This window comes from Streptomyces sp. NPDC051310 (assembly GCF_044455245.1).
Classification (GTDB): Bacteria; Actinomycetota; Actinomycetes; order Streptomycetales; family Streptomycetaceae; genus Streptomyces.
On record NZ_JBITEO010000014.1, the window covers coordinates 132,350 to 154,345 of the forward strand.

Here is a 21,996-nt window from a genome sequence, read left to right on the forward strand (position 1 = left end):
GGGCGCGTGGGAGTACCTGCGTCCGACGGTCGTCAGGCGCGGCAGTGCAGCATCTCCAGCGGGGGGTTGGCGTGGTAGTCGGCCCAGAAGTCCGCACCGAACGCGCGCACGCCGTCCTCCGACACCGTCAGCGCGACCCAGGACACCTCACTGAACCCGGCTGCCTGCAGACACTTCTCGTAGACGTCGCGGCGCGGACGGTTGGAGACGAACGAGACCGGGGGGTCGAGCAGCGCCGTGACCCGGACCTGCGGTCCGGTCTCCGCCTCCTCACCGGTGAGCTCGGCGCGGAATCCGTACCTCTCCGGGGTCGGTCCGTCGAAGCGGAAGTCGGGCGACTGGTTGAGTGCGTACAGAGTCCCGCCGGGCTTCACGCTCCGGTGCGCGGTGCGGCACATCCGCTCCATCGTGGCTATGTCGTCGGCGTAGTTGAACAGCTGAACCGCCACGGCGATGTCGAAACGCTGCCCGAGCGGTGGCAGTTCGGCCACGTCACCCACCTCATAACGCACACCCAGCGGATCGCGCTCCTCCAACCGCCGGGCCACATCGACCATTTCCCCGGAGATGTCGATGCCGAGCACCTCCGTCGCACCGCGCCGCTTGAACTCCCGGCTGTAGAAGCCGGTACCGGACGCCAGGTCGAGCACGGACTTGCCGCGCACGTCCCCGACCATGTGCAGGAAGCCGGGCACCACCACGTACTGCTCCAGCGGCAGGCCCTTGAAGCCCTCGTACGCCTCACCGATCGCGTCGTACTGCTGCGTGTTCACCTGTGCCGTCCTCCCTCGGGTTACGCCGTCTCCCGGGCCTTCGGCCTCCGCGCCCGGGACACGCAGCGGCCTGTGCTCGGCAGTCTCTACGCATACCGGCGGGCCGCCGTACTGGCGGAAGCCACAAAGAACCGGACAGCCTCCCGGCCGCCCGTACGAGCCGGCCGTACGGGTCCGCGTCAAGGACGGCGACTTCGGGTGCCCGGCGGAAGGCTGCTCGTACGCGGTCCTGACCCGGGCACGACCGGCCGACTTGACGCGCATGTGCTCAGAGGGGCTCGATCCGGGAGCGCAGCAGGCAGAATTCGTTGCCTTCCGGGTCGGCCAGGACGTGCCAGCTCTCGGCGCCGGTCTGGCCGACGTCCACGGGCCTGGCACCGAGAGCGAGCAGCCGCTCCAACTCGGCGTCCTGGTCGCGGTCGGTGGCGTTGACGTCGATGTGCAGTCGAAGCTTCCCGGTCCGCGGGGTGCTGCTGGGACTGAGGATGAGGGTCGGCTGCGGCCCGCCGGCGCCCGGGGGCCCGATCTCGATGCTTCCGTCGTCCTCCCGGCCGAGTTCCACGTAACCGAGGACCTCGCTCCAGAATGCGGCGAGCCGTTCGGGGTCGGCGCAGTCGAGGACCAGCTCAGTGATGCGGCATGCCATGCCCGTCAGTGTACGGAGGCAGTCCGGGCGTTCGTCGGCCACGTGCTCGAAGGCGACGGGCCACGTGATCGACCAGCGGCCGGTTGCGTGCCGGGGCGGTCAGCGGCATTGCGGATCACCGAGCGAAGCCCGGTGGTGGCGCCAGGCGGCGAGGACGGCCTGGACGGAGTGGGAGGTTCTGCTCTGCTGATGGTCGTCGGCCCAGAGATGGGCATCGTGTTCGGTGAGCCGCACCGTCCCGGTCGGTGAGGTCGGGGTGGCGGTGAAGGTGAACTGGCGGGTGGCTCGCCCCGAGCCGGAGCGGTAGTCGAAGTGGCCGAGGTAGGGGCCGATGGTCTCGATGGTCAAGCCCGTCTCCTCGCTCACCTCCCGACGCAGGGCGCCGGTGAGGGTCTCGCCCTCGTCCACGCCGCCGGAGGGCAGTTCCCACAGGCCCCCGAGGTAGTCATCGGCGGGGCGGTGCAGCAGCAGCACCCGGCCGTCCTCGGCTGCGATGACGGCACCGACGGTGGTCTTCTCGATGCCGTCGTGCTCTGCCGCGCCGACGAGGTGCGCCAGAAGTGCGGTGGTGACGGTGGGGAAGTCCACGGCAGACCCTTCACGCGTGCGGCGACTTCGGCGCGTGCACGGCTTCGGCCGCCGGGCCAGGGCGGCACGTGCCTCGCCGGTACGGCGACCAGTGTGTCGCACGCGAGGGCCGCGATGTTCCTGTTTCCCGGCGAGGTGGCCCTCGCGGCGGAGGAGTGGGAAACGTGCGAGGACAGCGCCGGTGGCCCGCCGCCTGTTGTTCGCTGCCGGTGCGACACTGGCGGTGTGAGGCATGCCGAACGGCTGACGGACCGGCGCCTGGAGCGGGCCATCCTCCAGCTGCTGGAGCGCCGTGGCCCGACCGCGACGATCTGCCCCTCCGATGCCGCCCGAGCGGTGTACGAAGGGGACGACGACGGCTGGCGTGCGCTCATGGAACCGGCCCGCCGCGCGGCGCGGCGGCTGGTCGCGGCCGGCGAGGTGGAAATCACCCAGGCAGGCCGGCCCGTCGAGCCGGCAACGGCCCGCGGTCCCATCCGTATCCGCCGCGCCCCCTGACAACCGGGCGTGGCATCGCCCGGCCGGATGTCGCGCCGGCCGTCACACTGCCGCCGGCCGGGACGCGGCCATCCTGCCGTCCCGCGGCTGCCTCGCCCGGGCTGCGGCGGTCGAGGCGGGGTGCGGCTGCCTCGGTGAGGGTTGCCGACCCGTTCGCGCGCTTCAGGTGAGCTGTTCGGCCAGTCCGACGATGATCCCCTCGGGGCCGCGGACGTAGCAGAGCCGGAAGCTGTCTTCGTACTGCGCCAGCTCGCCGACGAGTTCGGCGCCGTGGGCGCGCAGGCGGGCGACGAGGTCCTCGATGTCGTCCACGGCGAACATGACGCGGCGCATGCCCAGCGTGTTCGCCGGTGCGTTCACCGGCTCGGCCCTGATCGCCTTCGGCCTGCGGAACGACGCCAGCTCGATCCGGCCGTGGCCGTCCGGCGTGCGCAGCATGGCGATGTCCTGTCGGACGTCGTCGAGTCCGATGACACGCTCCACCCAGCGTCCCTCGATGGGCGCTCTGCCCTCCAGCTCCATGCCGAGTTCGACGAAGAACGCAATGACGGCGTCGAGGTCGTCGACGACGATGAGGACGTTGTCCATCCGCTGGATCGTCACGCTGCGTCTCCTCGGTGTGTACGGCCACGGTGGCCGGATCCGGGCCTGGACCGATCCGCCGGGCACAGTCTGCATTCTCTGCCACTTCCGCCCCGGGAACCTCTCGACGCAGCGGACCCGGCAGCCCCCGTTCGTGGTCGTCACCGAGGCCGCACCTTGACCTCAAGTGAGCTTGAGGTTCTACGTTGATCCCCATCCGGTGATCACAGCAAGGGGGTGCGTCGCATGACGCTCAAGGAGTATTCGCACGAGGTACTGGCTGCCCAGCCCATCGGTGCATGGAGCGGCGAGGCGTACCGGCGGGTGGTCGGTGCCCTGCGGGCACAGCTGGCGGTGGAGGACCTGACTCAGCCGCACTGGTGGACGCTCAACCATGTCGCCGGTGATCCGGGCAGATGGACCCGGACGGCGCTGACGGAGCGGCTGAAGCGGTATGACGACCTGGGGATCGACTTCAACGGTGTTTACGACGACCTCGTCGCCCGTGGCTGGCTGGAGGAGGGGTCCGGGGGCATGACGCTGACCGAGGCCGGGGAGGCGGGACGTCTGCGTGCCAGGGAGCGCAACATGCGTGTGCACCGGCAGGTGCATGCGGGGGTCGACACGGCTGACTTCGTGACGACGATCAACGTCTTGCGCCGCATGGTCGCCAATCTGGGCGGCGACGGCGATCTGCCCGAGTGAGGGGCCGGGGCGCCTGACCCCCGGAAGGTGCGTGCCGGCGCGGGCTCTCCGTAGTGCGGGGCGGCCGCCCTCGGCCTGGCGCGGGGCCTGGGGTGGCGGGTGGCCGGCGGTGCGCCGGGCTGTGGCGCCGTGCCGGCCTGGTTGTCGCCCGCGCCGGCGTAGGTCGTCAGGCCGTTGCGTCTGCCGCCCGGAGCGTCGTCGGCGGCCGTCGGCAAGGCGACTCGTCCCCGACTTCGCGGGTATCCGCATCGCATGATGGTCGATCGGGGTGCGGCACTGGTTCCGCGGTGCCGCCGCATGAGCGCGCAATGGTATGCGGTGACAGCCGCCGGCCCCCGGACGGTCCGATGACGGCGGGCGCCGACGGGGTGGTGGCCCGTCTGGTGGCTCGGGCCGCTGCGGGCAGCCCGCCGGAGGAGCTTCCGCGGCGCCTGTGCGCCGCGGTGCGCGATGGGCTCGGGGCGGCCGGGGCAACGCTGTCGCTGTTGACCGACACACCGGCCCGCCAGTTGCTCGCCGCTTCGGACGCCAGGGCACTGCTGCTGGAGCAGATCCAGTTCACCGTCCTGGAGGGCCCGTGCATCAGCGCCGCGGCCGGCGGCGAACCGGTCTTCGTGCACGACCTCGCACACCCGCCCACCCCATGGCCGCTGTTCGGGGCCGTCATGCGGGAGAAGCTGCCCGAGGTGAAGGCCGTGTACGCGCTCCCGATCTACTTCGGCGACTACGTCCTGGGAACCATGGACCTGCTGGGCCTCGAGCGCGACGCACTGCCCGACGACGCGCTCAAGCAGGCGCCGGAGGCGGCCGACGCCGTCGCGGCGGCTCTCGTAGCCGTACGCGCACAGCTGCTCCCGGGCCGGGAAGCCCCCGCCTGGGAGCCCGTGCAGGAGGTCCGTGCCCATTGGTTCGACACCCACCGCGCCGTCGGCATGGTGGCCGCGCACCAGGGGCTCAGCCCGGAGGACGCTCTGGCTCTCCTGCGCGCCCGTGCCTTCCGGACGGGACGGACGCTGGCCGACGTCACCGCCGACATCCTCCGTCGGGGACCTCACTGACGCGCGGCGGCCAGGACCGCCACTGCTCCGGACGGCGTGGTCACCGACAGGCCGGATCACGCCGGCGGATGCGCGGAGACACGCGACGATCCCGGTCCCGCCGGGACCGGGATCGTCGCGTGGTGGGCTCTTACGGACACGCCGTACGCCCCAGCCGCCCTCGGAACCGGCGGACAACCGGTACGGGCCGGCTTCGGAGATGTCAGCCTTCGTCCCGCACGTCGTCCGGCCGGAGTCCGGCTTCTTCCATCGCCTCGCGCAGGGTGCGCCCGGAGGCGCCCTTGTCCTGCCCGGGGGAGGTTCCTGAGTCCCGCGTCTCGATGACGTCGTCGGTGGACTTCGTCCTGGGGCGGTTCTCCTCGGGCACGGTCACCATCTCTCCTTGCGTGTCCGCGGCGGGTCAGGCCGGGTGGTCGGGCTGCTGCTCGGGAGGCGTACCGCCGCCCTTGCCTCCGCCCTTGGCCCCGCGGTCGGTGCCGTGGGCGCGGCCCCCTGCCCTTGGTGCCGGGCTGCGCGGCCTTGCGGGACTGGCTGTCCTGCGGGGTGCCGGCTCCCTTGTCACTGCGCCGCAACTCGGGCTGTTGAGGGTTCGACATCGGCACTGCTCCTTTCTGCGGGCGTTCGCCGAATCGCTCGCCGCTCACACAGGTAGCCGCACAGCTCCACACGAAACGTGCAGGCCGGTGCGGAACGGCGCGGAGGCGGCCCCGCCGAGCCCCTGTCCGGTGCCGGCAGCGGCCTCCCGCGCCGTCCGCCCGGATGCGCACCGCTGGGAGAGCCGCGATCATCGTCCCCAGGACAGGCCGAGTCGGTCGGCCCGGTTTCACGTCTCTGCGAGGGCCGTCATGGCGACTCACGACCACGCCGGCGCGGCACACCCGGGTGGGTACGACACCGCCGCCACCGCGCGTCTTCTGCGGGAGGCGGCCCTGGAGGTGTCACGCAGTGCCACGGACATCCGGGGGGCCGCCGCCCGGGCGGGCGCCGTGCTCGCCGACCCCGGGTTCACCCGGTCGAGCGTGCGGCATCCGCGCAGCGGTCTCGCGGCGCAGTGGACGCTCGTACGGGCGCTGACCCGGCCGTCGGGCCTGGGGTTCGCGGTCGGGGCCGCGGACGGGGTCCTGAAACGCGTGGGCCAGGCCGGTGAGGTCTGCGGTGGGGAGAGCCTGGCGAACCGGGTCGCCATGACCTCGTTGCGGCTTCGCGCCGCCGCGGTGCTGATCGAGCATCCGGAGCTCGGGCGGGACCCCGGGATGCGGCGCCTGATGGACGCCGTGGCGGGCGACCGGGACGTGGAGGCGCTGCGCGCCCTGCGGGCACTGCTGAAGGACAAGGGCGCAGAGCGGGCCATGTCGACGCTGGCGCCCCTGTTCGCGGAGCTGTCGGCGATCCGCGCGCTGCTCGACGAGAACCCCCTCAACGACGACGTCGGCTGGCAGATCGCGACCGGTGAGGCGTTGCACGCCGATCCGTGGTTCGGGATCTCCGCGCGGCACCTGGCGGCCTTCGACGCCGGTGAGGGCGCCGCCGTGCCGGTGGAACTCGACGAGGACGACCGCCGGTCCCTCGCCGAGGAGGGGTCCTTCATGGGGTTCCTCCGCAACATCGACCTGCTCCGCACCGACGGCCGGGTCCTGATCCAGGACGTGCGCGGCCCGGACGGAGTGGTGCGGCACGTGCTGCACGCCCCCGGCATGGCGCCCGGCAAGCCGCGCAACGACTCCCCCCAGGACTTCGTGGGAGCCTGGAGCAACCTCTTCGACCCCGAGTCGCCCTACACGCGCGGCATCCTGCTGGCCGTGGAGGAGTACGGGCTGCCCGCCGGCGCGGACCTCGCCCTGATCGGCCACAGCGAGGGCGGCATCGCCCTGATGAACCTGGCGCAGAACAGCGCCTTCTGCCGGCGGTTCCGGGTGACCCACGTGGTGGCGGTCGGTTCCCCCATCGACAACAAGCGGCCCGCGGACCCCCGTACGTGGGTGGCGAGCGTCACCAACCAGCACGACCTCGTCCCGACGCTCGACGGCCGGGGCGCCGGCTCGGGCGCGGTCTTCACGCCCCACCCGGACTGGTACGAGGTGGACTACATCGACGCCAGCCACGAGTTCCCGCTGTGTCATTCGCTGGGCAGGTACATGGCCAATCTGGAGGAGGACCTGCCGGACGCCTGCCGGGACATCGACGAGGCGCTGTCGCCGTACCGGGGGCCGGTGGTGCGCTCGCAGGTGTACCAGCTGAAGGACCGGGCCAATCCGCCGCAGGGCTACCCCCTGATGGCGGTGCCGGTCACCCCGGCGGTCACCGTCGCGGGCCCGGTCGAGACTCCGGTGCGGTACTACGACTCGACGGCCGTGGTGGCGTTCTTCGCCGTGGACCCCGACCGGGCGGCGGGCCTGCTGTCCGACACCGCGTGGATGAGCCCCAGCCGGGTGGGCCGGCGCGTCCTGGTGGCGCTCTCCGCGTACGAACACCGCTGCGTGAGCCTGGGCCCGTACAACGAACTGAGTCTGGCGGTCCTGGTCAACGACCTGTGGCGACCCCGGAGCCACGACGTGCTGCGCGAGCTGCTGCGCCGGGCGGACACCCGCCGCACCGGGCGGCAGGTCACGGCCCTGGCCGTCACCACGCCGGAGGCGAAGGCGGCCAGCCGGGAACTGTGGGGCCAGCCGGCGACCCGCGCCCTGGTCGACGTCCGGCTGACCGGCAGTCGGTTGCACGCCAGCCTCGGGGAGGTCTCGCCGCCCGGCGGAGCCGTGGCGGACCCACTGGTCCGGCTGGCGGGGAACCTCGGCCCGTACGTGCCGGCGCCGCACATGGACTCGGTGCTCTACGGGCGCACCGCGGAGGCCACCTTGCGGTCGCTCGTGCACTGCGCGGGACGCCAGCGCTTCCATCCGGCCCCGCGGCTGCGGCTGCGCTGTGCACCGGGGGCGGACGCGGGACAGGAGCCGTTCGTCCGGCAGCTGCGCTCCCTGGGGCTGGACGGGGCCCGGCCGCTGTGCGTGCTGAGCGCACCGCAGTACCAGGCGCGGCGCGGTTCCGGAGCGGCACTGCCGCGGTGAGACCGGGGCGGAGGGCGGGATCGGTGAGGCCGGGGCGCAGGGACGAGGAGAGCGAGGGCACCATGACCGTGCGAGGTGTACGCCACGACGACGGACCGGCCGCGTACGAGGCCCGGTTGCGGGCCGAGGCGGAAGCGCTCGCCGGCGCGGAGTCCCGGCTGCTGGCGCAGGCGGCGGCGCTGGAGGGGCGGCCCGGCGTGCCCGACTGGTGCGTGCCGGCCCTCCGCCGGCAGGCGGCGTGCTGCCGGACGGCCGCCGATGACCTGCGGGCGGCCGCGGCGCTCGTGGACAGGCACGCGGCGCGGTCCGCGGACGACCGGGCCGACGCCGGGCCGGTGGCGCGGCGCCGCCCGAGGTGACGGGACCGAGATTTCGGCACCGGGACCCCCGGCGGCCGTGGAGCCCCGCAACCCCGGTCGCGGCGCCCGCGAGCCCCGCGCCCCCGCCGCACCTGGGGCCGCGATCCCGCGCCCTCACCGCCCCGCAGCCTGCGCCCCGCTGCCTCGGCTCCTGCGCCTCCGAGGCCCCGTGGACCGGCGGCTGTGCGGCCCCGGTTCCTGCGTCCGCGAAGCCCCGCGCCCCCGCCGCACCTGGGGCCGCGGTCCCGCGCCCTCACCGCCCCGTGGCCCCCGGCCCCGCGCCCTCACCGCCCCACAGCCCTGCGCCCCCGCCCGCCGCGGCCACGTTCCGCGCCGGCGCGCTCGGCGCGAGGCGCCGCCCCGCTCAGGGAGCCCGCAGCACGAGTGCGGTGTTCTGGCCGCCGAAGCCGAACGACGTGCTCAACGCCGTGCGCATGCGCACCACCCGGGGCGCGCCGGTGACGACATCGAGCTCGGCCCCCGGCTCCTGGCGGCGCAGGTTGGCCGTGGGCGGAACGGTGCGGTGCTGGAGGCTCAGCACCGTCAGCACCGCCTCGATGGCGCCCGCGGCGCCGAGGGCGTGCCCGATGACGCTCTTGTTCGCCGTCACCGGCGGGTCGTGCCGGAAGAGCCGGCGCAGCATGCGCGCCTCGACGACGTCGTTGAGCGGGGTGGAGGTGGCGTGCGCGTTCACGTGGTCGATGTCCCCGGCCGCACAGTCCGCGTCCCGCAGCGCCGCCAGCACCGCCGCCTCCGCACCGCGGGCCTCCGGGTGGGGCGCGGCCGGGTGGTGGGCGTCGGCGCTGGCTCCGTATCCGGCGAGGTAGCCGCGCACCCGGGCGCCCCGGCGGTGGGCGTCCTCGGAGCGTTCGAGGACCATGACGGCGGCCCCCTCTCCCGGTACGAAGCCGTCGCGTTCGACGTCGAAGGGGCGGGACGCGGTGGCGGGGTCGGACCGGCGCGACGACATGGCCCGCATCTGGCCGAAGCACGTGGTCGTCATCCTGCTCCGGGCGGACTCGCTGCCGCCGGCCAGCACGATGTCGCAGCGACCCGCCCTCAGCAGGTCCAGCGCCGTCCCCAGGGCCGTCGCCCCGGACGCGCAGGCGCTGCTGGTGGTGAAGTTGACGCCGTGCGCGCCGAGGTCGAGGGCGACCTCGGCCGCCGCCATGCTGGGCACACTGCGGGTGACCTGGTACGGCGAGACACGGTCGGCGCGGTCCTCGCGCAGCAGCCGGAAGGGCTCCTCGTACGAGTGCAGGCTGTTGCTGCCCACACCGAGGACGACGGCGACGCGGTCGCGGTGCCATTCCCCCGGGTCCAGGCCCGCGTCGCCCACCGCCTGGCGTGCGGCGACCACCGCCATCTGGGCGTACGGGTCCAGGCGCCGTGCCGTGGTGTGGCCGAGCCGGGAGCGGACCTCGAAATCGGGGACGGCGCAGGAGAAGTCGGTGCGCAGCCCGGCGAGGACCGGGTCGGGGCGGGCCACCGACGTGCCGCGCAGCAGCGTGGCCCATGAGGTGCCGGCGCAGGTCCCGGCGGGCGACAGCAGACCGATGCCGGTGACGGCGACGTCACGCGTGCGCGAGTGCAACGGAGAACCTCCGGAGCGGGGCGGGCACGGCCCCACGCGCGCGGGCGCGGGACCGGGCGCCCGCGCGTCCCCGGGAGCGGGTTCGGGCGGACGGCGCGGGCGCGCACGGCACGTGGTGCGGTGCGGGGCGGTGAAGGACGGTCCTTGCCTACCACCGCGCCGCTCCGCCGGGGCCGCCCCATGATCGCGACACACACGGAGGGGACGCCGTTCACTCCATCGTGGGCCGGAGCCGGCGCGCGGCGAGCCGCTCCCGGTCGGGCCAGCGCACGTCGTGGGCCCACCCCGCGCGTTCGAAGAGGCGGATGAGGGCGGCCGTCAGGTCGGGCTGACCGCGCAGCGCGCCGTGGCGGGCGCTGGTGGGGTCGGCGTGGTGCAGGTTGTGCCAGCCCTCGCCGAAGGTGAGCAGGGCCACCCATCGGACGTCGCGCGACTGGTCGCGGGTGCGGTAGTGCTGCGGTCCGAAGGCGTGGGCGACGGAGTTGACCGACCAGGTGACGTGGTGGACGACCGCGTAGCGCACCAGGCTGCCCCAGAAGAAGGCGGTGGCGGCGCCGTACCAGGACATCGTCCACAGGCCGCCGATCAGGGGCGGCAGCGCGAAGGAGACGGTGACGGTGGCCCAGTACCAGCGGTCCAGCCGGCTGATGTCGGGATCGCTCATGATGTCGGGTGCGTAGTGGGTGAGGTCCGCGCGCCTCCGCCGGGCGAACCAGCCGATCTGCGCGTGCCACAGGCCCTTCAGCAGGGCGCGGCGCCCGGCGCCGAACGTCCACGGCGAGTGCGGGTCGCCCGGCCGGTCCGAGAACTGGTGGTGGCGGCGGTGCTCGGCGACCCAGAGGGCGACCGGGCCCTCCATCGCCATGCCGCCGGCCAGCGCCAGGGCGATGCGCAGCGGCCGCCCGGCCTTGAAGGACTGGTGGGTGAAGTGCCGGTGGTAGCCGGTCGAGATGCCCGCGATCGAGATCACGTACATGACGATCCCGAGTATCACGTCGAGGATGCCCACCCCCCATCCCCAGGCGACGGGCAGGGCCGCGGCGAGCACCACGAAGGGCAGCACGATGATGCCCACCAGGTAGCCGGTGTACTCCGCGCCGGTGACCGGGACGGTGCCCGGCGGCTCCGCGGAGGGCCCGTCCGCCGCGTCCTCGTGGAGGGCCGTCACCGGGGCGCTCCGGCGCTCCGGCGGGTACGGGCGGCGGCGCGTGCCGCCGCCCGCGGCCGCGCGTGCTCCGCCGGCGCGGGGTGCGACCCCGGGGGTTCGCCTGGTCCCAGCATGGTGTGCGGCCTCCTGTCGTCGCCGGGTTCGGTCCTGGTCCCATGCTGGGGCGCCGCCGGGGGAGGAGGGCCGACGGCACGCGGCCGGACCCGTGTGCCACACGCATATTCACACCGGTGACGCGGTCGTGGTGCGGGAGGCGGGAGCCCGTGCCCTAATGAGGGGGAATCCGCCGGCGACAGCGTGTCCGCGTCGCCCTGCCACGTCTGGGTGGAGCCATGGAGTTTCTCGCGGCGTACGACGCGATCCCGCAGACCGACGCCGCGCAGCGCGTGGCGCTGCTGCGACAGCACATGAAGGCCGACGGACCGGCCATGCTGCGCGAACTGCGCGCGGCACGGCCGGTGTTCGTCACACCGGTGGGCGTCTTCGTCACCCGGATGCCCGATGTGGTGGAGGTGCTGTCGGCCCCCGACGTCTTCACCGTCGGGGTGTACGGGCCGGTCCTGGAGGAGGCGCTGCACGGGCCGTTCATGCTGGCCCGCGACGGCGCCGACGTGCACTGGCACGACCGCGCGCACGCCCAGCTGATGCTGCCCGCGGAGGACTTCCTCCCGGTGCGCCGGCTCACCGGCCGGCTCGCCGACGACGCCCTGGACCGGGCGATCGCGACGGCGCGCGCGGCGGGGCGTACGACGTTCGACTACATCCAGGAGTTCTCCGCTCCGGTCGCGGCACGCGTGGCCCGCGAGTACCTGGGCTTCACGGACGTGGCCGAGCAGACCCTGCACACCCTTTCGCAGCGGGTCCAGCGCGCGGTGTTCGCCAATCCGGACCGGGACCCCGAGGTGCACGCCGCCGGGGTGGCGGCCGGGAAGGAGCTGCACGACCTGGTGGCCGGTGTGATCCGCCGCCGGGCCGCCGCCGCAGCGTCACCGGACACCGCCCCCGACCTGCCGGACGACGTCCTCGGCAGGATGCTGCGCACGGTCCTGCCACCGGGGGCGGGCCGGCCGATGGACGAGGAGCGGATCAACCACCAGCTCGTCGGCTATCTGATCGGTTACCAGCAGAACGCCACCCAGTGCGCGGCGACCGCGCTCAAGGAGCTGGTGACCCGCCCCGAGGAACTGGCCCGCGCCGAGCGACTGGCCGCCGAGGACGACACCGCGCCCTTCGACGGCTACGTCTGGGAGGCACTGCGCTTCCACCCCTTCGTGCCGTCGACACCGCGGCTCTGCGTGCGCGAGCACGTCCTGGCCGCCGGGACACCCCGCGAGACCCGCCTCACGCCCGGCACCGTGGTGCACGCGCACATGGCGTCGGCGATGTTCGACGAGACGGTCGTCGAGGACCCGTACGCCTTCCGGCCGGACCGGACGCCCGTGCACAACATGGTGCTCGGTCACGGGGCGCACGACTGCGTGGGCAAGTACCCGGCCCGGGCGATCATCCCCGAGATGGTGCGGCGGGTGCTCCTGCGCCCGGGCGTCAGGCCGCTGCCCGGTTCCGAACGCGCCCTGGACTACGCGGGCACGCCCTATCCGCAGCACTACACCGTGACGGCGGGTTCCGGGCCGTCGTCCTGACCGTGCGGGCGTCCCCGGCCGCCGACCAGAGAGCAGGCACCACATGACCACCACCCCGCGCCGGAGCCACGCGCCGGACCGAGACGGCCGCGACCCCTCCCGGGACGGGCTGCGCAACCGTGTCGAGGCGCACGTCCTCACCCACTACGCGCCCCTGTGGCGGACGGTGCACGGCAACCGGTGGCTGCACCGGAAGGCCAACGCCCTGCTGACGGACGTCGCCGTCCTGAAGGCCCCGCCACGCCCCAACCCGCTGAGCACCATGGCGCCGTACACGTCGTGGCCCTCGCTGACGGACCGGTCGTACGTTGGCCGGCACCTCCCCCCGGACACCGCTCCGCACCCGGGGCGTCCCACGCCGCAGCGGGCGGCCGAGCTCTTCCGCCGCGAAGGGACCGGACGGTCGTGCCCGCGGTCGACCGCCCTGCTGCCCGCCTTCGCCCAGTGGTTCACGGACGGCTTCCTGCGCGGGCACGGCCTGGGCGGCGACCCGCGGCGAACCGACTCGCCGCACACCATCAATCTGGTGCAGCTGTACGGCGCCGGTGAGGAGGTGACGGCGTGCTTGCGCGAGTTCGAGGGCGGCCGGCTGAAGAGCCGGACGGTCCGCGGTGGCGAGTTCCCGCCGCTGCTGTGCGACCAGGGGCGGATCAAGGCGGAGTTCGAGCGGCTCAAGCCGGTCCGGTGGGACGACGTGCCCGAGCCACTGCGCGACACGGTGTTCGCGAGCGGTGGTGACCGGGCGCACGCCCACATCGGCCCGATGCTCGTCAACGTGCTGTTCCTGCGCGAGCACAACCGGATCGCGGGAGTGCTGTCCCGCGCGTACCCGGCGTGGGACGACGAGCGGGTCTTCCAGACCACCCGCAACATCCTCGTGGTGATGACGATCCGGCTGGTCCTGGAGGAGTACATCAACCACCTGACCCCGTTCCACTTCCGTTTCATCCTCGACCCGATGCGGACGGTGCGGTCGAGCTGGTACCGGGAGAACTGGTCCACCATCGAGTTCAGCCTGGTGTACCGCTGGCACAGCCTCATCCCCTCGACCTACCGCATCGGGGGCCGGGACGTCCCGCTGCTGCACACGCTCGCCAACGGCCGGATCATCGAGGAGCGGGGCATGGGCCCCCTCTTCGACGACCTCTCCCGTCAGCCGGCCGGGCTCATGAGCCTGTTCAACACCGACCCGCTGCTGCTGCCGATCGAGGCCCGCAGCGTCGAGGTCGGCCGCGAGCTGGACGTGGCCTCGTACAACGACTACCGCGAGCACTTCGGCTTCCCCCGCGCGACCGACCTGCGCCAGGTGTCGGGCGACCCGGTGGTGCGCGAGGCACTGCACGACCTGTACGGCGGTGTCGACGAGCTGGACCTGTACGTCGGCCTCTTCGCCGAGGACGCCCGGCACGGCAGCCTCTTCGGCAACCTGCTCGGGCGGATCATCGGCATCGACGCGTTCTCCGAGGCGCTGACGAACCCGCTGCTGTCACCGCGTCTGTTCACCGCGGCGACCTTCTCCGCGGAGGGGCTGGACATCCTGCGCCGGACCCGCTCGCTCTCCGACGTCGTGCACCGCAACCTGCCCGAGGACGACGGGCGGTACCTGGTGTCCCTCGGTACGAAGCACGCCTCCCGCAGCGGCCCCGCCGAGGACGCGGTCCGCACGGCCGCCCGGCACCGGCGGGTGCGCGTGGCCGGATGAGAGCACCACCGCGGCGCATGGCCCGGGGGCCGGCGACGGCGGACGCGTGGGGCGAGTGGGGCGCGAGGGGCGATGTCAGTGACGCCGCGTAACGTGTGGTCGTCGATCAGCACCACGGGGGGACGGACGCATGGGCACGCGTGTCGGGAACAACGGGTACACCGCGGAACTGACGGACGGTCTGGAAGTCGTCTACCGCAATCCCCAGGGGCGGAGGCTCAAGGCGTTCCCCGACCCGCTCGCCGGAGCTCCTGGGCTCGGTGCGCTGCTCGAGGCACAGCAGCAGCTGCGGCAGCAGCGTGAGGCGTGCCGCCTGCGGGCGGGGGAGTGGGCGCCGGCCGGGGTGCGCGCGCCCCGGGCACTGGCCGACGCCGATCCGCTGTGGCGGGAGGCACTGGAGAGCGAGGGGGTCGAGCTCACCGACGAGCCGGGTGAGGGCGGCCTGTGGGCGCGCACGTATGCCGGCTTCGACGGCCGCGCGCTGACCCAGCTGCTTCCCGAGCAGCTCGTCCCGTACCGCGACCGCATGATGCGCGCGATGGGCTGGGAGCCGGACGGCTGTTTCTCCACCGGCATACCGGACACCTCCGGCGGCGCACTGCCCTTCCCCGAGCGGGTCCTCGCCGCCCACCCGGAGTGTGCGGAGCTGGCGGTGCCGAAACTCCTGGCGCTGCAGGAGTACATGGACACGTGGCGTTCCCTCCACAAGACGGATGTCGACGGAGTCCTCCACGGGCTGGAGGAGTCGGCTCCGGCGCTGCTGGTCACGCTGCTGGACGAGATGGCCGACGTCGCCCTGCGGCAGCGCGAGGAGTCGACCGCCGCGGCCTGGTTCGGGCGTGCCCGCACCCTCGAGCGCGCACAGGCGCGCGCGGTCGACCAGGAGTGGCTGCTGGGCCGTTACCTCGCGTACGCCGGGGGCAAGGCCCTCCCCGCCACGGTCCTGCGGGCCTGGGCGCGCGAGCTCGCCGTCAAGGGAGTGGCGACGGAGAAGGACCTCTCGCGCTTCCGCCAGGTGGTGATCCGCCGCGTCCAGGCGTCGGCCGAGGTGTACCCGCAGCTGGCCGTCGACGTACGCAAGATCGCCAGGGCTGCCGGCCTGGACCCCGAAAGGGAACTGGCCACGCTGCTCGGAGAGCACTTCATGGCCGGCGGTGTCTCGCCGGCCGATGACAGGTTCTGGTCCGACTGCCTCAAGGGCGCGGCCATGGACCTGCTGGGCGAACACGCCCCCGAGTCGGCCCGCCAGGTGCTGAGGCTGCGTCCGTGCCGCTTCCGGGACAGTCCGGGGGTGTGGCGGGAGCTGCTGGAGCGCACCGGTGCACTGGCGCAGCTCAGCGGTGAGGCCCCGGGGCTGCCCGCGGGGGAGGCCGCCGCCTGGCTGTCCCGGTGCGTGCTGACCAACAGCGACCGGAACGGCCCGTGGCCCGTCATGTACGAGCTCGCGGAGAGGATCGCGCCACGGCTGGCGGCCGACGGCGTCCCCGTGGAGTTCCGGTACCGGCGGATCGGCGACCGGAGCGACGGGAAGACGCCTCTCGACCTGATCGACCTGCTGCTGGAACACGGCGTCCCGGTCGCCGACCCGCCCGAACTCCTCGGCCCGTCGCAGCTGTACCACCTCCAGGTCGGGCGCCGGCCGAAGCTGGAGCACCTGCAGGCGGACGAGCGCTTCGCCCGCGAGCTGCGGGCGCGGGTGCGCGCCGACCTGGAGATGACCATCAAGGGCCTGGACTCCAACAGCTGGTACCAGCCGCACGACACCAAGGGTGGGAGCAGATCCCGCAGCTCTTCGACAACCCGATCGGGCACGAGGAGATCCGCGCCTGGTGCGACCGCGAGCGGGCGAAGCTGCGCGCGGGGCTCGACTTCCAGGAACTGGTCCTGCTGCTCGGCCGTTTCGTCCACGTGGGCGCGGCGGCGGACCTGCTCCTCAAGGACGCGGCGGCCGCGGCGGAGTTCGCGGCTGTGGACATCATGCCGCTGCTGATGGCCGAGCTGCCCGACTCCGTCCCGCGTGCGCGGGTGGAGGAGCTGCTGGGGCGGCTCCAGCCCTACTACGTCGACCGCGAAGGCGTCACCGGCCCCAATCGCGGACCGATCCTTGAAGCCCTGCCGCAGCTGGGCGAACCGATGCACAGCCAGGCCGCCCGCTCCCTGGTGCTGGCCGTCAACTGCCGCGACGGCCTGGAGAGGCTGGTCCGCCGCCTCACCCCCGGCGAGGGCGATGTGGCGCCCGCCTCCGACGGGGACGCGGACGCGCCCGACATCCGGGTCGGCCGCCGGATGATGAAACTCGCCGAGCACGGCACCGACGTGTGGGGAGGCGATCTGGCACGGGCGAGCACGTTCGACAGGATGCCCCACGGAGGCCGGTTCCTCCGGACGCACGCGTGCGCCGCGGCACTCGCCCTGTGCGCCGTCACCTCCAGGGCGAACGGCTCGGCGGCGCGGTCGCTGAAGGAGTACGCCGCCCATCCCTTCGTCTCCGGAGCACCGGGCCGCTGGCGGATCGTCCACTGCGAGGTGCCCGAGGACCGCACCGACATCACCGCGCCGATCCCCGGAAAAATCTTCCGCACGGCCACCTCGGTGGCGCTCGTCCTGGCCGGCGGAGGGGTCGACCCTGACCGGACGCTGTGGGAGTACGCCCCCGACGGCGTCTTCTCCGAGGACGGACCGCTGGCTCCCGCGGGCGTGCGGGTCACGCGTGCCCACGTGCTGCAGCCGGTGCGCCCCGGCGACTGGTTCGCGCGCTTCGCCGAGCTCTGCCGTGAGCACGGCCCGGCACCGGCCCGCCCCGACCTCGCCGCGGCCTTCGCCGAGCGGCTGGGACTCTCACCGGCGGAGGCCACCGTGCTGCTGATGGCGCACGCCCCTTGTGCCCCGTACCAGCTGGACGAGGAGGAGGGCTACCTCTCCCACCACCACGCCGCCGACCTGAAGCCCTGGAGGATCCGGCAGAAGGACGCGGACCGGGCGGTCGCCGCACTGACCTCCCTGCTCGGCTCCCGGTTCCTCACGACGCTCTACGACAAGCTGCTGCCCGATGATCCCCGGCAGCTGTGGACCACGGGCCCCGACGTCGACCGTGCCGCGGAGTGGTGGCTGCGCGAGCTGGGCGGTCCGCTGCCCGTGCCCACCGCGCTTCTGCCCCTCGCCGCCAAGGAGACGCTCGCGCCCGAGGGAGAGGCCGCCTCCGCCCGGCAGCGGCGCCGGGGCGGCCAGGGCTGGTGGCCGCACCTGCGGCTGCCGGCCCTGCTCGGACGCGTCGCCGCCGGGGCGAGCTGCCTGACACCCCACCGCGCGGTCCTCATGGGCGAGCCGCAGCCGCTGGACCTGCCGCGGATCGCCGCCTGGGCCGCCTACCGCACCGCGGCGGGAGACCCGACGCGCCCCGTGATCGGCGCGGCGATATCCCGGCTGTGCGAGGAGTACGCCTCCCTCCCGGGCCCGCTCACGCTCTTCTCCCTGCGGAGCAACTCCTTGATGGGGCCGCCTCCTTCCACCGGGGCGCTCACCGCTCATCCGGCGGTCACGGAAGTGGCGGACGCGGAATACGACATGCGTCATCTCCGCGTGGACCCCGCCGCACTCAAGGGGCCCGACGATCCGGTGCTGGAGACCCTCGACGCCTACCTCGACTCCGTACTGCCCTCCCAATGGCTGCCCAGCCCGTCGGGGCTGCCCGCCCTCGCGGACCTGCGGCTGCTGCTGAGCGACGACTTCGCAGCGCTGGGACAACACCTCACCACCGACGGCGAGCGGCCCCCGGGCTGGGAACAGGACCCCGCGCGTTCCGTGCCGCACCTCGTCGAGGAGTGCGCCACGGCCTTCGGACTGGGCCAGGACGCCGCGGCGCTTCTTCTGATGCTGCTCGCCCTGCCGGACCCGTCGGACCGCAACGTCAAGGCGTGGACCGGTTGGAAGACCGCGCGTTTCCAGCAGGCCGAGGCCGAGCTCGGCGCGTCCGGCCGCGTGCTGCGTGCCGTCCGGCCGCGCGCAGGCCGCTCCCTGTTCCTGCCGGGCGCCTGGCAGGAGCGTAAACCGCCTCGCCTCCCGATCGAGAGGTCGAAGCTCGGTCTGCTGCCGCTGGCCCGGGAGCACCGGTCGACGTCACACCTGGCGGCAGTGCCCTTCGTCCCCCTGCCCACGCTGTTCGCACGCGCGTGGGAGGGCGCGGTTCAGCCGGTGCCGCCGAAGGGCCAGGACGCGATGTCGCGGTAGCGGATCGGCCCGGGGCCACGACCGTAGTTGCTGCCGACCAGGTGCAGACGCCCGGCCTGCCAACCTTGGCCGCTGAAGGCGGAGAGCCCCGCGGCCGCCCGGACCACGCTCGACGTGTCGTCGCGGCGTGCCCGCGCGAGCGTCAGATGCGGGTTCAGCGGCCGGTCCGTGAGGGCGATGCCGTGCTGCTCGACCAGTGTCCGTACCTCGCCGGCGAGCAGCCGCAATCCGTCGACGTCCCCGCCGATCCCGCTCCACAGCACTCGTTCGTCGAAGTGTCCGCTGCCGTGCAGGGCCAGGTGCAGGGGCCGGTGCGCCGCCGCCAGCTCCGCGAGCGGCGGCTGCAGGAGCGACGCCACCGGCCTCGGCAGCTCACCGAGGAACGCCAGGGTGATGTGCCAGTCCTCGATGCGGTTCCACCGCATGCCCGGATAGGCGTCGTAGGCGGGCCGCAGCGCCTGCGCCAGCTCCTCCTTGGCCTCGTCGGGTGGAGCCAGGGCTATGAAGACGCGGACCGTCGCGGCTTCGATCTGTTCGTTCATGAAGGACTTCGTACACCACCGGCTCCGGCAGCTGCCGCGCCCGGGCGGTCGTTCAGCGGGTACGTGTCGGCTCTCCACCCGCCTCCAGGAGGCCGGCTGCCGGTCCGGGGCGTTCTGCTGCGGGGGCCGGCTGCCGTCCCGAACGTGTCGCTGCGCAGTCCGGCGGCGCGGCGGACGACGGGTCTCCGACCGCCGCTCCGGCCGCCCGCCGCTGCGCACCGTACGACACCCCATGCCGCGGTCCCGGGGCGGCGGCACCGTGCCGGGTCGTGCGCCGGGGCCGGACGTCCCGGCCGTGTTCCGCCGCCGCGGCCGGCCGGGCGGCCGGACGCCGAGCACGTCCTGAGGCGCCGTACGGCGGGGGTTAGGCTGTCGATCATGTCGGACGACTCCCCTCTCATACAGAGTCTGCGTACCGCCGTCGCGGCAGCCCCCGCCGACGTGCCCCTGCGGTTGCACCTGGCCGAACTCCTGCTGGACGCCGGCCGGTCGGAGGCCGCCGTCGCCGAGGCGGCCGTGGCCCTCCAGCACGCGCCGGGCGACGCCCGGGCCCGGGACCTGATGGCCCGGGCGATGGGCACGCCGGCCCCGCCGCCGGCGGCGGGGCCCCCGCAGCCGCGGCAGCGGTTCGACTGGAAGGCCGCCGAGGAGCAGGTCGGGGACGTCGTTCCGCCGCGGTTCGTCGAGACACCGGTCCGCGCCGACGGCCAGGACGATCCCGGGGACGCCGAAGCGTGGGACGTGGAGGGACCCGGCGCCGTGCGCCTGGCCGACGTCGGCGGCATGCAGGACGTGAAGGACCGCCTGGAGGCAGCCTTCCTCGCTCCGCTGCGCAACCCCGAGCTGCGCAAGCTGTACGGCAAGAGCCTGCGCGGCGGGCTGCTGCTGTACGGGCCGCCCGGCTGCGGCAAGACGTTCATCGCGCGGGCCGTCGCCGGGGAGCTCGGCGCCGCGTTCCTGTCGGTGTCGGTCAACGACGTGCTCGACATGTGGATCGGCAACTCCGAGCGCAACATGCACGAGGTCTTCGAGACCGCCCGCCGCCAGGCGCCCTGCGTGGTCTTCCTGGACGAGCTGGACGCCCTCGGCGCCAAGCGCAGCCGCACCGCGCACAGCGGGATGCGCAACACGGTGAACCAGCTGCTCACCGAACTGGACGGCATCGACTCGGCGGCGAACGAAGGCGTGTTCGTGCTGGCCGCCACGAACGTGCCCTGGGACGTGGACAACGCCCTGCGCCGCCCCGGCCGGCTGGACCGGACGATCCTCGTCCTGCCGCCCGACGGGCCCGCCCGGGAGGCGATCCTCCGCTACCACCTGCGGGACCGGCCCATCGAGAACGTCGACCTGGGCAAGCTGGTCAAAGCCACCGACGGCCTGTCCGGCGCGGACCTGGCCCATGTCTGCGAGGCGGCGGCCGAGCGGGCGCTGCTGGACTCGGCGCGCACGGGCACCGTCCGCCTGATCGGGATGAAGGACCTGCTGGCCGCGGCGAAGGACGTCGTCCCGTCCGCCGAGCCGTGGTTCGCCTCCGCCCGCAACGTCGCCATGTTCGCCAACGAGGGCGGGATGTACGACGACCTCGTCGCGTATCTGAAGAAGAGGCGCAAGCTGTGACGTCCGCCATGCACCCCGCCACGGAGCGGGCCGACCTGCTCATCGACCTCAAGCGGTACGACGAGGCCAGGGAGCTGCTGGCCCGGCGGCTGGCCGAGGACCCGCAGGAAGTCCGGGCGTGGGTCAAGCTCGCCCGCAGCCATCTCGGCGACCAGCAGGACGGTGTCAAGGCCCTGGAGGCGACGGAGCGGGCGCTGGCGCTGGACCCCGAGGACATCGGGGCGCTCGTCATGCACGCGCACGCTCTGCGGGCGGCGGGCCGCTTCCTGGAGACCGAGGGTGTGCTGCGCGAGGTGATCCGCGTCGCCCCCGACCACTGGCACGGCTACGCGCTGCTCGCCAACTGGCTGTGGCGCATCAGGGCGATCCGCTCCGGGCGGGCCAACGGCGGCCAGGTCCGGCGCGAGGACCAGGAGGCCGGACTGCGGGAGGCCGGCGAACTGGCCCGGGAGGCCATCCGCCTGGGGCCGGAAGAGGTCTTCGCCTACGAGGTGGCGTGGCTCATCGCCGACATGTCGGGCGACCGGACCGCCGCCGACCAGCTCGACGAGGCCATCCTCCGGATCGACCCGCAGCACGAGCAGGCACTGGCCCGCCGTACGAAGCGGGCGGCGACCGCTCCCGGCGTCAAGGCGGCCGAGGCCGCCACGCTGTACGCCGACGCGCTGGCCGCCGCTCCCGACTCGGCGCCGATGCAGCGCGGCCTGGACGAGGCTTCCTACCGTCTGTTGCGCGGCGTCCGCTGGCTGGCCCTGCTCTGCCTGGCCCTCGCCGGTGTCGGTGTCGGCCTGTTCGCCGCGGAGGGCGAGACCCCGCGCGAGCTGCCGTTGCCGCTGGGCCAGCGGCTCTGGGACCTCGTCCCGATGGCCGTCGTCTGGGCCCTGGGCGCCCTGCTCCGGTACCGCCGGCTGCGCGCGGGTGTCCGGGTCAACCTGGGTTCGCTCGTGCGGCGGCGCGCCTGGCCCCGCATCGTCCTGGGCCAGGCGGCGTGGGCCATGCTGTGCGCACTGCTGATCACGCAGGTCCCCTGGACGGAACGCACCGTCCCGCAGGTGCTGTTCTGGGCCGGTCTCGTGCCGGCGGTGGCGACGATGTGGTTCGACCGGAAGAAGACCGGCTGAGCGGTTGACCGGTCGAGCGGCTGAGCAGCTGGCGGTTGAGCGGCTGCGCTCGGAGGGGACGCGCGCGCACGGCCGCCGCGCCCCCTCCGGCCGCCGTCGGGGGCGGTCGGG

The 21,996-nt window shown here is 73.7% G+C and carries 19 protein-coding genes; 11 read left to right on the top strand and 8 right to left on the bottom strand.

Features of this window, described 5'->3' with window-relative positions; all coding sequences use genetic code 11:
- Nucleotides 1–32 precede the first annotated feature (32 nt).
- The 3 genes from ACIA79_RS21590 to ACIA79_RS21600 form a co-directional block, all read right to left on the bottom strand.
- Nucleotides 33–773, bottom strand: coding sequence for a class I SAM-dependent methyltransferase (locus ACIA79_RS21590; protein WP_399429961.1), 741 nt, complete (start codon nucleotides 771–773; stop codon nucleotides 33–35).
- 268 nt (nucleotides 774–1,041) lie between these two features.
- On the bottom strand, nucleotides 1,042–1,419 hold the full coding sequence (locus ACIA79_RS21595; protein WP_399429962.1) for a VOC family protein: 378 nt from the start codon (nucleotides 1,417–1,419) through the stop codon (nucleotides 1,042–1,044).
- A gap of 99 nt (nucleotides 1,420–1,518) precedes the next feature.
- On the bottom strand, nucleotides 1,519–2,007 hold the full coding sequence (locus tag ACIA79_RS21600) for an NUDIX hydrolase (protein WP_399429963.1): 489 nt from the start codon (nucleotides 2,005–2,007) through the stop codon (nucleotides 1,519–1,521).
- Nucleotides 2,008–2,232: 225 nt separating this feature from the next.
- On the opposite strand from ACIA79_RS21600, the gene ACIA79_RS21605 reads away from it, so the two are divergent.
- Nucleotides 2,233–2,505, top strand: coding sequence for a DUF3253 domain-containing protein (locus ACIA79_RS21605; RefSeq protein ID WP_399429964.1), 273 nt, complete (start codon nucleotides 2,233–2,235; stop codon nucleotides 2,503–2,505).
- Between the two features lie 162 nt (nucleotides 2,506–2,667).
- Here the strand turns inward: ACIA79_RS21605 and ACIA79_RS21610 are convergent, their stop codons facing one another.
- Complete coding sequence (locus ACIA79_RS21610; RefSeq protein WP_399429965.1) at nucleotides 2,668–3,108, bottom strand: VOC family protein; 441 nt, start codon at nucleotides 3,106–3,108, stop codon at nucleotides 2,668–2,670.
- 225 nt (nucleotides 3,109–3,333) lie between these two features.
- On the opposite strand from ACIA79_RS21610, the gene ACIA79_RS21615 reads away from it, so the two are divergent.
- Nucleotides 3,334–3,792: a MarR family transcriptional regulator gene (locus ACIA79_RS21615; protein ID WP_399429966.1), complete on the top strand. Its 459-nt coding sequence runs from the start codon at nucleotides 3,334–3,336 to the stop codon at nucleotides 3,790–3,792.
- Nucleotides 3,793–4,139: 347 nt separating this feature from the next.
- Nucleotides 4,140–4,850, top strand: coding sequence for a GAF and ANTAR domain-containing protein (locus ACIA79_RS21620; RefSeq protein ID WP_399429967.1), 711 nt, complete (start codon nucleotides 4,140–4,142; stop codon nucleotides 4,848–4,850).
- A gap of 202 nt (nucleotides 4,851–5,052) precedes the next feature.
- Here ACIA79_RS21620 and ACIA79_RS21625 read toward each other — a convergent pair whose 3' ends face one another.
- Nucleotides 5,053–5,226, bottom strand: coding sequence for a hypothetical protein (locus ACIA79_RS21625; RefSeq protein ID WP_399429968.1), 174 nt, complete (start codon nucleotides 5,224–5,226; stop codon nucleotides 5,053–5,055).
- 469 nt (nucleotides 5,227–5,695) lie between these two features.
- Between ACIA79_RS21625 and ACIA79_RS21630 the strand changes: the two genes are divergently transcribed.
- The gene (locus tag ACIA79_RS21630) at nucleotides 5,696–7,912 is read left to right on the top strand and encodes a hypothetical protein (RefSeq protein ID WP_399429969.1); all 2,217 of its coding nucleotides are present in this window, start codon (nucleotides 5,696–5,698) and stop codon (nucleotides 7,910–7,912) included.
- A 62-nt stretch (nucleotides 7,913–7,974) separates the two neighbouring features.
- Nucleotides 7,975–8,271 (top strand): hypothetical protein, encoded by a 297-nt coding sequence (locus tag ACIA79_RS21635; protein WP_399429970.1) that lies wholly within the window; start codon nucleotides 7,975–7,977, stop codon nucleotides 8,269–8,271.
- Nucleotides 8,272–8,635: 364 nt separating this feature from the next.
- On the opposite strand, the gene ACIA79_RS21640 is transcribed toward ACIA79_RS21635, so the two are convergent.
- Both ACIA79_RS21640 and ACIA79_RS21645 read right to left on the bottom strand, forming a co-directional pair.
- Nucleotides 8,636–9,865 carry a beta-ketoacyl-[acyl-carrier-protein] synthase family protein gene (locus ACIA79_RS21640; RefSeq protein ID WP_399429971.1) on the bottom strand — a complete coding sequence of 410 codons (1,230 nt, stop codon included), beginning with the start codon at nucleotides 9,863–9,865 and terminating at the stop codon, nucleotides 8,636–8,638.
- A 211-nt stretch (nucleotides 9,866–10,076) separates the two neighbouring features.
- On the bottom strand, nucleotides 10,077–11,033 hold the full coding sequence (locus ACIA79_RS21645; RefSeq protein WP_399429972.1) for an acyl-CoA desaturase: 957 nt from the start codon (nucleotides 11,031–11,033) through the stop codon (nucleotides 10,077–10,079).
- Nucleotides 11,034–11,365: 332 nt separating this feature from the next.
- On the opposite strand from ACIA79_RS21645, the gene ACIA79_RS21650 reads away from it, so the two are divergent.
- The 4 genes from ACIA79_RS21650 to ACIA79_RS21665 all read left to right on the top strand — a co-directional run bounded on the left by ACIA79_RS21650 (nucleotide 11,366) and on the right by ACIA79_RS21665 (nucleotide 18,605).
- Entirely contained in the window at nucleotides 11,366–12,676 is a 1,311-nt protein-coding gene (locus tag ACIA79_RS21650) for a cytochrome P450 (RefSeq protein WP_399429973.1), read from the top strand.
- Nucleotides 12,677–12,719: 43 nt separating this feature from the next.
- Nucleotides 12,720–14,378 carry a peroxidase family protein gene (locus ACIA79_RS21655; RefSeq protein WP_399429974.1) on the top strand — a complete coding sequence of 553 codons (1,659 nt, stop codon included), beginning with the start codon at nucleotides 12,720–12,722 and terminating at the stop codon, nucleotides 14,376–14,378.
- Between the two features lie 130 nt (nucleotides 14,379–14,508).
- The gene (locus tag ACIA79_RS21660) at nucleotides 14,509–16,368 is read left to right on the top strand and encodes a hypothetical protein (protein ID WP_399429975.1); all 1,860 of its coding nucleotides are present in this window, start codon (nucleotides 14,509–14,511) and stop codon (nucleotides 16,366–16,368) included.
- Entirely contained in the window at nucleotides 16,287–18,605 is a 2,319-nt protein-coding gene (locus ACIA79_RS21665; RefSeq protein ID WP_399429976.1) for a hypothetical protein, read from the top strand. Before ACIA79_RS21660 ends, ACIA79_RS21665 begins: the two co-directional genes overlap by 82 nt.
- On the opposite strand, the gene thpR is transcribed toward ACIA79_RS21665, so the two are convergent.
- A complete protein-coding gene (gene thpR / locus ACIA79_RS21670; RefSeq protein WP_399429977.1) occupies nucleotides 18,563–19,147 on the bottom strand; it encodes an RNA 2',3'-cyclic phosphodiesterase in 585 nt (194 codons plus the stop codon). The two genes, ACIA79_RS21665 and thpR, sit on opposite strands and share 43 nt — an antisense overlap.
- A gap of 378 nt (nucleotides 19,148–19,525) precedes the next feature.
- Here thpR and ACIA79_RS21675 point away from each other — a divergent pair, with 378 nt between their 5' ends.
- Nucleotides 19,526–20,764, top strand: a complete 1,239-nt coding sequence (locus tag ACIA79_RS21675; RefSeq protein WP_399429978.1) for an ATP-binding protein — start codon at nucleotides 19,526–19,528, stop codon at nucleotides 20,762–20,764.
- On the top strand, nucleotides 20,761–21,885 hold the full coding sequence (locus ACIA79_RS21680) for a tetratricopeptide repeat protein (RefSeq protein ID WP_399429979.1): 1,125 nt from the start codon (nucleotides 20,761–20,763) through the stop codon (nucleotides 21,883–21,885). The genes ACIA79_RS21675 and ACIA79_RS21680 overlap by 4 nt, the downstream gene beginning before the upstream one ends.
- Nucleotides 21,886–21,996 lie beyond the last annotated feature (111 nt).